The sequence below is a fragment of the Dietzia natronolimnaea genome (genome assembly GCF_002289575.1).
GTDB classification, from domain to species: domain Bacteria; phylum Actinomycetota; class Actinomycetes; order Mycobacteriales; family Mycobacteriaceae; genus Dietzia; species Dietzia natronolimnaea_A.
In genome coordinates, this window is the sequence record NZ_NTGA01000033.1 from 1 (window position 1) to 12,753 (window position 12,753).

9 protein-coding genes and 1 pseudogene are annotated in these 12,753 nt (G+C 67.4%); 2 read left to right on the forward strand and 8 right to left on the reverse strand.

The features are described from left to right. Positions 1–383, reverse strand: a pseudogene (locus CEY15_RS15770) (hypothetical protein); the annotation flags it as partial. 291 nt (positions 384–674) lie between these two features. Next, complete coding sequence (locus tag CEY15_RS15775) at positions 675–1,028, reverse strand: hypothetical protein (protein WP_069388802.1); 354 nt, start codon at positions 1,026–1,028, stop codon at positions 675–677. Between the two features lie 242 nt (positions 1,029–1,270). Between CEY15_RS15775 and mobF the strand changes: the two genes are divergently transcribed. Further along, positions 1,271–4,828: a MobF family relaxase gene (gene mobF, locus CEY15_RS18530; RefSeq protein WP_176475149.1), complete on the forward strand. Its 3,558-nt coding sequence runs from the start codon at positions 1,271–1,273 to the stop codon at positions 4,826–4,828. 146 nt (positions 4,829–4,974) lie between these two features. Here mobF and CEY15_RS15785 read toward each other — a convergent pair whose 3' ends face one another. Then, the gene (locus tag CEY15_RS15785) at positions 4,975–5,904 is read right to left on the reverse strand and encodes a LysR family transcriptional regulator (protein WP_095719231.1); all 930 of its coding nucleotides are present in this window, start codon (positions 5,902–5,904) and stop codon (positions 4,975–4,977) included. Between the two features lie 94 nt (positions 5,905–5,998). Here CEY15_RS15785 and CEY15_RS15790 point away from each other — a divergent pair, with 94 nt between their 5' ends. Next, positions 5,999–7,528, forward strand: a complete 1,530-nt coding sequence (locus CEY15_RS15790; RefSeq protein WP_095719232.1) for a malate:quinone oxidoreductase — start codon at positions 5,999–6,001, stop codon at positions 7,526–7,528. A gap of 81 nt (positions 7,529–7,609) precedes the next feature. On the opposite strand, the gene CEY15_RS18200 is transcribed toward CEY15_RS15790, so the two are convergent. From CEY15_RS18200 to CEY15_RS15810, 5 genes are all read right to left on the reverse strand, one after another. Further along, the gene (locus tag CEY15_RS18200; RefSeq protein ID WP_141244275.1) at positions 7,610–8,302 is read right to left on the reverse strand and encodes a hypothetical protein; all 693 of its coding nucleotides are present in this window, start codon (positions 8,300–8,302) and stop codon (positions 7,610–7,612) included. Beyond that, positions 8,299–8,805: a DUF4913 domain-containing protein gene (locus CEY15_RS15795; RefSeq protein ID WP_095719233.1), complete on the reverse strand. Its 507-nt coding sequence runs from the start codon at positions 8,803–8,805 to the stop codon at positions 8,299–8,301. The genes CEY15_RS18200 and CEY15_RS15795 overlap by 4 nt, the downstream gene beginning before the upstream one ends. After that, the gene (locus CEY15_RS15800; RefSeq protein ID WP_095719234.1) at positions 8,802–10,532 is read right to left on the reverse strand and encodes a type IV secretory system conjugative DNA transfer family protein; all 1,731 of its coding nucleotides are present in this window, start codon (positions 10,530–10,532) and stop codon (positions 8,802–8,804) included. The genes CEY15_RS15795 and CEY15_RS15800 overlap by 4 nt, the downstream gene beginning before the upstream one ends. A 31-nt stretch (positions 10,533–10,563) precedes the next feature. Then, positions 10,564–11,043: a hypothetical protein gene (locus CEY15_RS15805; protein ID WP_245847666.1), complete on the reverse strand. Its 480-nt coding sequence runs from the start codon at positions 11,041–11,043 to the stop codon at positions 10,564–10,566. 80 nt (positions 11,044–11,123) lie between these two features. Further along, positions 11,124–12,752, reverse strand: coding sequence for a peptidoglycan DD-metalloendopeptidase family protein (locus CEY15_RS15810; protein WP_245847667.1), 1,629 nt, complete (start codon positions 12,750–12,752; stop codon positions 11,124–11,126). Position 12,753 lies beyond the last annotated feature (1 nt).

Genomic DNA, 12,753 nt, shown 5'->3' on the forward strand with positions numbered 1-12,753 from the left:
TGGTTCGGGTTGGTGCAGCCGGCGTAGTCGCAGCGGTGGCACAGGATGGGGTCGGTCAGGGCGCTCCAGCCGAGTCGGTCGATGATGCCGTGCGCGAGTTGGTAGGCGTACAGGTGCGCGGGGACGGTGCCGCGGCGGGAGAGCCCAGGCAGGCTGGCGGCGCGGAAGGAACCGTGTCCGGTGGAGGAGATCGCGCCGATCCAGGGCCAGCACTGGTCGGGGCCGCGGCGGTAGCGCTTGTTCTCGAACCGTTGCCGGGTGGCGGGGTCGGTGAGCCAGATGCGCCACAGTGTCGCCGGGGTGCGCACCGGCCGGGGATCGCCGAGCAGAGAGAGCTGCTGCGTGTCCGGTGCGGCCGGTAGAGGGAACAGTGCTGCGGTCATCGGGGCCTCGAGGGTGTTGAGGGAACTGTTACCGGGTGGGGCGAGGATAGGTGTCAGCTACGACAGCGTCGGCGATGGCCGGGCCCGCACGGTTGCGCAGTGTCCGCTGGTGGGTGCGCCCGGCGGCAAGACGCCGGGCGCACTCTAAAGAGCGCGTTGTGGAGCAGGCCCGGTAACAGCTCCCCGCTTAGACTCCCCCGCCCTGCCCGAGGCGCCGAGGGGTAAAGACACTGTCGCAGCGGGGCAGGAGTCCATCCTTCGACCCCGGCAGGGCGATCGGGCCCGAGGCGCTCACGCCACGTTGCGGTCCCCAGTGGCCTCCGCCGGGGCCTCATCGTGCGTGTCCTGCGCCGAGGCAACCTGCTCCTGTTGGTCGTCACCCAGTGTGTCGAGGGCCGTCTTGATGTCGCGGGTGGAGATGCCGAGGAGTTCGGCGATCTCGCCGCGCGGTTCGCCCTCGTCGATGAGAGCCTTGATCGCCTCTCCGGCATCGAGGCGAGCCTTGGCGATCGCGTCGGCGGCGGTGAAATAGCGGGTGGCCGCTGCCTCGATGCGCTCGTCGCGCTCCCGGCGCTTGCGCTGCTTCTCGGCGAGCGCCTGCCTGGCGCGGTTGCGGGCGCTGGTCTTGTCGGAGGTCTTAGCCACGGTAGTCGCTTCCCTGTAGTCGAGCTGGGCCTGTTCTCGCCACCCAACTCTAACGCTGCCGACGATCGCACACCAGAGCCTGCTATGCCCCCGGTCCCCCACCAGTGCCCCATCCGGACGTGTCACTTCGTTCCACGCTTGTACTTCGCTTCGCTCAGCCCCCGAGAACCTACACACCTCTTGCTGATTTTCAGACTTCGTCCGTGACCGGGCGCTGACGTGGGGTTAGAGTGGGCGTCGTGATGACCCTCCACGTGCTGCACGCCGGGGACGGCTACAGCTACCTGACACGTCAGGTAGCTACTGCTGACCGGCTGCGCGAACGTGGCCAGGAGCTGACCGACTACTACACCGCCAATGGCACCCCTCCCGGCCGCTGGCATGGCGCTGGCTTGGAAGCGCTCTCTGAGATCAGCCCGGTTTCCGGCACGGTGTCCGAGGAGCAGATGAAGGCGCTGTTCGGCGAGGGCCGGCACCCCAACACCGACCAGATGCTCGAGGCCGGCGCCGACCTCAAGGCGACCGCGCTCGGTCGGAAGTTCCCGGAGTTCAAGAACGAGATCCCGCTCGTGGAGGAGTACAAGTCCACGCTCCGGGAGCTGGCCGAGGAGGGCCACACGATCGACAAGGCCACCACCTCGGAGGCGTGGCGGACGCTGGCAGACAAGCACTACCGCGCCAAGTTCGGGCACCAGCCACCCACGGAGCGGGAGCTGCTGTCCTGGGCCGCCGCGCAGCGCAGCAACGTGCGTCAGCCGGTCGCCGGCATGGATCTGGTGTTCACTCCGCAGAAGTCCGTCAGCACCCTGTGGGCCCTGGCGGACACCGACACTCGGCGGGAGATCGAACGCATCCACCGGGAGTGTGTCAACGACTGTCTGGCGTGGATCGAGCGCGAGGCCGCCTTCACCCGCCGCGGTGATCGCAGCGAGCGGCAGATCGACACCCACGGCTTGATCGTGGCTCAGTTCGACCACTACGACACCCGCGCCGGCGACCCGAACCTGCACACCCACTGCGCGGTGTCGAACAAGGTGTTGGGCGTCGATGGCAAGTGGTCCGCCCTCGATGGTGCGGCGCTGCACAAGCACGCCGTGGCCGCGTCCCAGCGCTACAACGCGGCGATCGTTGATCGGCTTCGCCGGGAGATGGGCGTGGCGTTCGAGGCCCGCTATCCCACCAGGGACAGGCAGCCCGTCTGGGAGGTCGCCGGCATCGATCAGACGCTGTGCCGGGCGTTCTCCTCACGCCGACAAATGGTCGAGGCTCGCCGCGACGAGCTCCTCGCCGAGTACCGGGCCACCCACGGCCGGGCACCGACTCAGGCGGTCCAGTACGCCCTTCTCCAGCAAGCCACGCTAGACACCCGGGAAGGCAAGCAGGAGTCCCGGTCGCTGGCCGACCACCAGTCGACCTGGCGCCGATTGGCCGCCCGGCACCTCGGATCAGAAGCCGCCGTCGACGCTATGGTCTCCCGTGCGCTGAACCCCGAAACTCCGGACAGTCAGGCAGGCGAGATGAACCCCTCGGTGCGGCAGATGGATGCCGTCGAGGTCGAGTCCGCCCGCGTCATCGAGGCCGTGTCCGATGCCCGAGCGACGTGGACCCACGCGCACGTGCGGGCCGTAGTCGAGACCCAACTGACCAACGTCGCCTTCACCTCACCCACCGAGCGGGACCACGCGGTGACTACCGTGGTTGACCACGCCCTTGAACGCGGGTCGGTGGCCCTGTCGACGCCCGAGACGCTGGAGACGCCCACCGCATTGCGGCGCGATTCCGACGGGCTCAGTGTCCTCGAGCGCCACGGCGAGCTGCTCCACACCTCAACCGCCATGCTCGACGCCGAGCAACTGGTCACCGGCGCCGCACAAACTCCCGTCCCGGTGTTCACCACCGGCGAGCAACTGCGGGCAGTTATCGCCGAGCAAGAGTCCGCGAGCGGCCGCGTCCTCAACCCCGGACAGCGAACACTAGCCGAACATTTCTGCCTATCCGGCGGGCTCGTCGCCGCCGGCGTCGGTCCCGCCGGCACCGGCAAGACCACCTCCATGAAGGCCGTCACCGCCGCCTGGCAAGCTTCCGGACGACAGGTCATCGCCCTGGCGCCGTCCGCGGTCGCCGCCGAAACCCTCGGTGAGGAGATCGGCGCCGAAGCCCGCACGCTTGCCTCGCTGACCTACCGCTGGCGCGGAAAACTGGAGCACATGGGCTACGCGCCGCGCAGTCCCGAAGGGCTGCCGCTCGCCATCGAACCGGGTGCGATGCTGCTACTCGATGAGGCCGCCATGGCCTCCACCAAGGACGTCGCGGCGCTCGTGGAGATCGCCCGCGATCGCGGCGCTGTGGTGCGCATGGTGGGAGATCCCGCGCAGCTCGACGCCGTCGAGTCCGGCGGACTCATGCGCCTTGTGGCCTGCCAGACCAACGCCCCCGAACTGACCGACGTCGTCCGGTTCGGGGACGACACCGCCCAAGCCCACGCCTCCATCGGCATCCGCTCCGGCGACGCCGGCGCCCTGCAATTCCACGCCGACAAAGGCTGGATCCACGGCGGCGCCCGTGAGGAGATGATCGCCGCCGCAGTGGCCGATCACTTCGCCGACACTGACGCCGGCCGCGACGGGATCGTCCTGGCCTCCACCACCGCCACAGTCCGCGTGCTCAACACCCAGATCCAGAATCGTCACCGTGACACCGGGACCGCGAGAACGCGCCGTCTGGCCGACCTTGCTGATGATCTCACCGCCGGCCGCGGCGACATCGTCGTCACCCGCACCAACAACGGGGACCTTCGCACCAAGGGTGGAACCAGGCCCGGCTCCCGCGTGCAGAACGGTGACCGCTGGCGCGTGGAGAAGGTAGCCCGCGACGGGTCGCTGACCGTGAGGCACCTTGGGCACCGGGGCCGGGTCACCCTCGATGCCGACTACGTCACCGGCTGTACCGAGCTGGGCTACGCGAGCACTATCCACCGCGCGCAGGGCATCACCGTCGACGTCTCCCGCACCGTCGTCGACGAGGCGACCAACCGCCGCGGCCTGTACGTCGCCCTGTCCCGCGGCCGGGCCGAGAACCACGCCTACGCCGTCACAGACTCTCCCCTGGATGTGGAGACCGAGAAGCCACACCTGCCCCCCGAGGTCGACGACCGGCTCACCACCGCCCGCGGCGTCCTAACCGCGGCCCTGGCCCGGGACGACGGACACACCACCGCCACCGAGCAACTGCGCGACGCTCTGTCCGCCGCAGACGACCCGGACCGCATGGCCGCCGGCTACGCCGCCGCCCGCGATCTGCTCGTGCGCGACTACACCACCCACCTGGTGGGCTCCATGACCGTCGGTGAGGTGCCTGCGGCAGAAGCGGCGCCTCTGCGCTCGGCGGTTGATAGCGCGTTGGCCCGCGGCGTCGACGTCGCAGCCGCGATCGCGCAGTGGCACCACGAGGTCGACGCCCCGGACGACCCGCTCGCCTCGGCCACCGGCTGGCTATCGGGATACGAAACAGACACCGACACCGACCTCGGCCACCTGGCCCCCCTGCCCTACCGGCACCCCGGCATGGACACCGAGCTGGCCGACTACGCAGCCGCAACCCTGGCCGAGCACACCAGACTTACCCACGCGCCCATCCAGGAGACCCCCGAACAGGACGACGAGGATCTGGACCCCTTCGCGGCCTCCTACCTCGCGCACCGGGCCGCAGACAGAGCAAACGGCCCGGCCGTCGGGAAGACGACCGGACCGTCTGTGGACTGGGGTCCGGCTACGGGGCCGGATTCGTCAGCTGACCTCTGATGACCCTGCCGGGTGCCCTCGAGCCGGCGTTAGAACTGTGGCCCGGGGTCGGACTGTCGGCTCAGGTGTGAGCTTGGGGTGAAGTCGGTTGGGCCTGGGCTGCTAGCTGTTGCGGGTCATGAGGTTGGTGACAGCAGTTGAACCGATCAGCGGTCGGCTTGGCTGTATGCGGTAGATGCGGGGTTGTCACGTGAGTCGAGGTGGTGGAGTAGGAAGCTGCTGAGGCGGCGGGTGGGGGGTGCTTCGGTTGTGGCGCCCCAGGCGAGGGTGACGTCTCGGCAGTATCGGGAGCCGGTCAGTGGCAGTTCGGTCAGTCCCGGAGGTATCCGTTCGTCGTGGGGGAGCAGAGCGATCCCGAGGCCGCGGCTTACCAGTTCACGGATGGTGGCGAACTCGGTTACCTCGAATGCGATGTCAGGCGTGTAGCCCGCTTCTCGGCACCAGGTCTCGGTCAGTTGGCGGAGGTTGTAGCTGGGCGGGTTGGCGATGAAGGTTTCGTTCTTCAGGTCTGCGAGCCGGACGTGTTTCAGCGCTGCGAGGCGGTGATCGTCGGGGACCGCGACCTGGATCTGTTGGGTGCCGATGCGCATGTGTCTGAGCCGTTCGGGCGCGGGGATGACGACTGCCAGGTCGAGATCACCCGCGAGAAGATCCGCGCTCAGCGCCGATCCGTGTGCCTGCTTGAGGAGCACCTTGATGCCGGGATGGTGGTGCCGGAATGCGGCGAGTAGGTCGGGAACGCGTCCTGACCCCATTGTCAGAGGGAACCCGAACCGCACGGTCCCTTGATCCGGGTCGGCTTCTCCGGTCACATCATCGATTGCCAGGTCCAGTTGGCGCAGTGGCTCTCGCACTTGCTGAGCCAGTCGCTCGGCTGCTGCAGTGAGGCGGACGATCCTTCCGTCGTGGATGAGGAGCGGAACGTGCAGTTCCACTTCCAAGGCGTGAATGCGACGGCTCATCGATGACTGAGGGACGCCGAGTGCGGCGGCGGCCTGGGTCATGTGTCCGTTGCAGGCGGCCAGTTCCACCAGTGCCCGCAGCTGCGGAGCAAGCCGGTTCGTCCAATGATCCATAATCGGATTGTAATGTCGCATTCATTCATTGGACGGAATGACCGTCTCGGGCGAATCTGGACGCACTGATTCTCTACTTCGGGAGCGTGTGTCAATGGGGAGAGCCTCGAACGCCGGGCCGGGCTCGTGCGAGGAGTTCGATGCCGACGTCATCTTGATTGGCGGCGGCATCATGTCCGCAACGCTGGGATCGATGTTGGCGGTTCTGCAGCCCGACTGGCGGATAATTTTGCTGGAGAGGGCAACTGGGTTGGCTACCGAGAGCAGCGGGCCCTGGAACAACGCTGGTACCGGACACTCCGGGTTCTGCGAACTCAATTACATGCCCGACCCTGCGGACGGTCGCAAGGCGTCGACGGTCGCGCGGCAGTTTCACCTCAGCCGCCAGTGGTGGGCCCATTTGGTGCGCAAAGGACTGTTGTCCCCAGACACCTTCGTTCACGCCACCCCGCACATGGACGTTGTCTTTGGTCGCCGCGACATCGCCTATCTTCGGAAGCGGTTCGAAACGCTGACGAGCGATCCGCTGTTCGACGGGTTGGCCTACACCGAAGATCCCGCCACGATCAGCGAGTGGGCGCCCTTGATGGTGGAGGGACGGGCTCATGACGAGCCGATGGCAGCCACCCGTCATCCCGGCGGAACCGACGTCGACTTTGGCGCGCTGACGGAAGGGTTGACGCGTATCGTCACCGACGCCGGCGGGCAGATACTGCTCGAGCACGAGGTGCGCTCGCTGCGCCGGTCCCCGGACGGCGCCTGGGTCGTCGGCGGGCGCACACGTGGCGGCAGGTTCGAACTACGTGGGCGACGGGTGTTCGTAGGGGCAGGCGGAATGGCGCTGCGTCTTCTGCAGCGCGCTCGCCTTCCCGAGATTCGCGGGTATGCCGTGCTACCCGTCGGGGCCGCCTTCTTCCGCTGCTCGGCACCGGGTGTCGTCGCCCGCCACGAGGCGAAGGTCTACGGGCAAGCCGAGATTGGCGCCCCACCGATGTCCGTGCCCCATCTCGACCGGCGTTTCGTCGACGGAACCGGGCACCTGATGTTCGGGCCCTACGCGACCTTCAGCACCAAGCTGCTCAAGGGGGGTCGACTCACCGACTTCATCACCACGCTGCGCTGGCACAACCTGCACGTCATCGCGGCAGCACTCATCCAGAACTTGTCACTGATGCGCTACCTTCTCGGCGAACTCGCTGCCCGGCCCCGAAAGAAGTTCGCCAAGCTGCAGCGCTTCTACCCGACCGCAGACATCAACCAATGGGACCTGGTGCCCGCCGGGCAGCGCGCGCAACTGGTCACCCCTGACCGACGTCGTATCGGTGTGCTCCAGCAGGGAACTGAACTCGTCGTCGGCGGCGGCGGGACCATCGCGGGTCTCCTCGGCGCCTCCCCTGGGGCATCGACCGCAGTTCCGATCATGCTCGACCTGCTTCAACGATGCTTCCCGGTCCAGTGGCAGGCATCCTGGAGCGCCATTGTGAACGAGGCGATCCCCGGGCATGAACCTGACACGGACTGGGACGACAGCACCGTCAATGAGTCGGCCACCTCAACTGCTTCCGCACTGCAACTCGACTCGAAAGTGAATCTCCCAGGGGTTCTCGGCTGGGGACGGCGGTAACGACAGTCAACGGCGAGTTCGCTGCCGCCAACGCCTCGGCCAGGTATGCGTGCAGCTCGTCGGTGCTGGAGGCGCTTGCGGTCATGCTTCCGCGACCTCCGGAGATGCCTCGATAGTTGGGGTACTGGTGTGGGGGGCAAGGGTCTGCTGCGCGGAACTCTCGGACTGCATGATCAGTTCAGCCGGCGCGGTCGTCCCAACTCCTGGGCTGACCAACCCATCTACGACCGACGGGGAGACGCCTGTAGCGGTCAGCTCATCCGACAGTTGATCAGGGCTCAGCCCGACTCGACGGTCGCCGGCTAGCGCGGCGGTATCGGCTGCTGATAGATCGGGAGTATCGGTGAGTGCGGCGTCGAGTACTCCGACCAGGTCGGTGTCGGACACTTCGAGTGTCACCGCGGCGATCAAGGCGAGAGTGAGGAAATCGGGGTCAGGTCCGCCCTGTCGACGGGCACGATCCACTGCCTCATCTCGGTCGCGTTCGGCCTGCGCACGGTCGACTTCGGCTCGTCTGCGGGCCTCGTCGGCAGCTTCGACCATTCTCCGCCGCTCTAGTTCGCCGGCGATCACCTCTCGTCGGGCCTGGGCGACCTCCCCGGACACCCCTGCATCGGCGCGAGCGGTCTCAACTATCAGAGATCCCACCGAGTGCTGGCGGACGGAGTGTTCTCCGATCGAGCGTGTCCGTGTCGGGTACGGACTAGCCGACGCGCCCACGCGGGCGTGGCGGATCAGATTGGCAACCACGGGGTCGCTGGGATGAGGGCTCATGATGCGCCTCCTTCAACTGGATCAGATTTGAGTGGTTTTCCTGGTTGGTGACTGGTGTCGCAGGCGAGCATCGGGGAGCGCTCCCCTGTCAGGAGGGTCATGTGGTGGTCCCCGATGGTGCGAAGAAACAGCTCGTCACATGTGGCCGGGTCTTTGCGGGCGAGCGCCTCGTAGGCAAGCCACATCGAGCGGATACGAAACCGCACTGAGCCGTGGGCCCACCACCGTGAGCACCACTTCTGGCTCATCCCTCCCGACTCGTAGGCCAGACGGAGGTAGTCGTCGAAGAACGCGAATTCGTCGGTGAACCGCAGGGATGGCGGCACACCTAGTTCGGTCTCCGCGAACTGCTCCACCTCTCGCTCGATGGTGCGAGCGAGGTGATCCGACAGGCGCGGTGTCGCCAGCACGTCCTGTACTGCTGCGGGCAGCGCGGTCTTAGCGACCTCACCGATGGTGGCGCTGAACGCCTTGACGATCGGCTCGTCGAATAAGTGGCTCACGCCGCCGTCTCCTTGTTCTTCGGCGCCGGGGGCAGGTCCTGGTGATCCCAGCGCACCATTCGGGCCAGAATCGGCCGACGGCCGGTGGCCAGGACGATCATTCGTCCAAAGGGCAGTGCCGCTAGCTCTGCGGCATTGAGGGTCTGCCTCTCGACGATCTGTGTAGACACGGACCTACCGCGATCGCCGCCGCCGTGGGAGACCGAACGCTGTTGTTCGGTGTGGGTGCCAATGAGGTGGGCCAACTCATCGAGGAAGCGGTAGTCCTTGTGACCGGGGCCGATGACCACGATCGACGCGGCCGACCACAGTTTCTTCATGCCCTGCTCCCCCCAGACCTCGACGCCCTGGGCATAGGACTGGAGCACGGTGTCGCAGATGATGCCGCGAGAGCCGAACGTGGAGTAGTAGTCGGGTAGGCGGGGCCAGCGCACGATGTTGGCGATCTCGTCCAGCGCCGCGGTCACTGGGACCGGCAGACGCGAGCCAGGGCAGGTGTCGGCGCGGTCGACCAGGGCCTTGAACACGGCCACGGTCAAGATCGACGTCACCGGCCGACCGATCGGGTTCTCCTCATCGGAGACCAGATACAGGGTGTCGGCGGTGGAGCCTGCGAACGCGACCGGGTCGAATCGCTCTGCGCCGGCCTGCGGGGTCAACCACCGAACGATCTGGCGTCGTCCCAGGCAAGAGATCATGTTCTTGGCCGCGGAGAAGACGTTGGAGCGGGTGCGGGGCTCGGCGCGGTACTTACTGGCCAGGTCTGCGGCCTGCGGCCCCCATTGACTGCCCGAGAGGATCTCGACCGGGGTGGAGTCCTCCAGGTTGGACACCCAGCCGTAGACGTCGGTGATGGGCCGTCCCTCCATCGCTGCCGCCAGGAACAGCGAGGCGAGCAGGTCGACAGCCTGGCTGTAGAAGTAGGCGTTCGGGTCACTGCCGGCCTCCCCGCGGGCGGTGGCAGCGTTGAAGATCTCGGCGAGCTCCTCGGCATTGCCGTCCCACCACTGATCGCGGCGCACGAAGTCCAGGGGATCGAAGTACCACCTCGAGGTGTCCAGACCGAGGGCCTTGTCCTGCGGGTCGAGCACCCAGACCCGGCCGACCTGCTGCCGAAACGGCATCGTGGCCTCGATGACGTCGCGCTTGCATGAGGTGGAGATGCAGATGCCCGGCGCTCGCCGGATCATCGGGATGATCCGGCTGGAGGTCTTGCCCTGCCTGGGACCCCACAGATCCAGGTGCAGGTCCTCCCAACCGCCCCAGAGGTCTTGCCCGGTGGAGACCTCCTTGCCGATGTACACCCCGGGGACGCTGGTGGCCTCGCCCCGGCTGCGGTTCGCGCGAGTCACGCTCTTGGCAGACAGTGATTTCACGTCCGCGCGGCCGGCGAGGTGCTGGCTCACGTCGTCCACGCGAGTCTTGCGGGCCTGCCGGCGCCCCAGTGCACCTGCGACACCGCCCAGCAGGGCGCCGGCGATGAGCACTAGGGCGACCGCGACGATGGTGGCGCCGGTGGTCCACTCGATCTGTCCTTGCGCCAGGTCGATCACCGCGACTACCGGGTTGCCGGGGACGTCCTGGCCGCTGGCCGTGAGCTTCTCCCCGAGTGTGACGCACGCCCACACGCCGAGCACCGCGGCCGCGATGAGACCCATGGTGGCCAGTGCGATTGTCGGTCCGGGTTCGCGCGGCTGTGACTTTCTTGCGACGTCTTTGCCTGCCATGACTGCTCCTTAATGTGGTGTTCGCGCTGGTCTATTCGCCGACGGATCTGTACTGGTAGCCGGAGACTTTCCAGTGGTCGCCGGCGAGCTCCAGCTCGACGGTCACGGTGATCTGCTCGAGTGGGGTGGTCGCTCCGTCGGTGTGCAGCACCTTCTGCTGGAGGAGCACCACCCGCTGCGCGGCGTGAGCGTCGCCTGCGACCGGGTCCTGCTCGCCGGCCAGGCTGGCAGCTCCGATCACGCGGTCACCGGACCTGGCCCAGGCCGGCCACTGCCGGGGCGTGGGATCGGGATCGGGACGAGTCGCCGCTGCGGTGGCCATCGGTCCGGTCAGCTGGTCGGCGATCGCGTGCATCGCATCCCACGGGGACTGCTGCTGAGCCGGGGTCCACGTGTGGACCCCGGACATCACCGCGACCGCCACCTCGTCTGCCGTGGTGATCGGGTCGATGTGCACGTGTGCGTCGGTGCCGGGTTCGTCCTCGCGGCCCAGCGTGATCGCTACCGCCACGGCAGCCACCGCTACGGCGATCACTAGTGCCGCTAGTAGGACTAGTTTCATTCTGCTCATCGCTTGATCCCTCATCTCGTTCATGCGCGTCCGAACCGCTCGGCCTCTTGAGGCACGATGACCACGTACTTCTGAGTCTCGGCGTAGGGCGGAACCCCTCCGTACTGCTGCACCGCTCCCGGGCCAGCGTTGTACCCGGCCAGCATCAGTGCCTGCGGATCCCCGCTGAGTTGGCCGGAGGCGATGCCCTCTCGCTGGCCCACGGCGATCTCGCACAGGTAGCGGGCGGCGGCCATCGTTGCATCGGCCGGATCGGACGGGGATCCCGAGCCGGGCGGTCCGGCCACCTGACCGTTGTCGTCGACCTTCGCGCCCTTGGACGCCCACGTGCCAGGCATGAACTGCCCGTAGCCCTGGGCGCCGGCCGGTGACACCGCGGTGGCCTGAAACCCCACCGACTCGTGGTAGAGCAACCCGGCCAATAGCGGCGAATCGACCTCGCGGCACACCTGGCCGCCCAGGTCGATCCACCTGCGCAGCTCCTCGGGAATCTCACCGGTGTTCAGGCTCCGGTGCCCAAAGTCCGGGGCGCAGTCCTCGCCGCCTGCGGCGCCGCTGGTCTCCGAGGAGTCGTCAGCTCCGTCGGTGGGGGCCGATCCGTAGCGCTGGTCGTCCGTCGGCTTCCCGCCGCCGACGACGGTGACGTGGACGTGGTCGAAGTGGTTCTCGGTCGGGGTGCCCCGGTCCGGCATCTGGTTGGGCTGGCCTTCGGCGGGGATGTACATCTGCCGCCAGATCATGTACTCGAGATGGAAGAACTCGCGGTGTGTGAGCAGGTAGTTCTTGATGCGATTTCCCAGCTCACGGCCCTCGCCCGATTCGTAGTCCGGGATCATGATGTCCACCGCCCGCCCCGAGGGGTGGTCCGGGTAGGCATCGACCGGGCGCCAACCACCGATGGTCTGCACTGACGGGAACCGCTGTGCGACGGCCCGGGCGACGCGGATCGAATCGACCTGCAGGTTCTCCTTAGACTGGATCTTGTCCGAATCGGGCAGCTCCCCGCCAGACGGCGGAACTGGCCGCTTCGGCGAGGACGGGGCCGGGGTCCTGCTGCTGTCCTGGTCGTCTGGTTCGCTCCCGCCGGAGCCCGGGTTGACTGCCCTGTCGAGCCATGGCTGCGGGTCGGTTTCGCCTCCCCCCGCCAGCCTTCCTCCCTTCCACACCTCAAAGTGCAGGTGAGCGCCGGTGGACTGGCCGTTGTTGCCCACTTTGCCGATGTGCTGTCCTGCGGTGACGGTGTCGCCCACTTGCACTGCGACCCCGTCGTCCCACATGTGCCCGTAGACGGTCGAGTAGGGCTTGCCGTCGATCGTGTGGTCGATGATGATCCAGTTCCCGAACCCGGAGGCGGGGCCGGCGGCTGTCACCACTCCCCCGGCCATCGCGTACATCGGGGTGCCGTCGGGGGCGGCCAGGTCGATGCCCCGGTGATCGGGCCGGTCCGCGCTCTTATACGTCGAGGACACGACGTAGTCGCCCTCGGCGACCGGCAGGCTGAGCTCGCCGGCGGGCACGCCGCCGCCTCCGGTGATGCCGCCGTCGGGGAGGCACCGGTCGTCACTGTTCGGACCGAGGATCACCACGATCACCAGCGCCAGCAGGATGACACCGATGACCAGGCCGACGACGAGCTTGACCGGACGCATC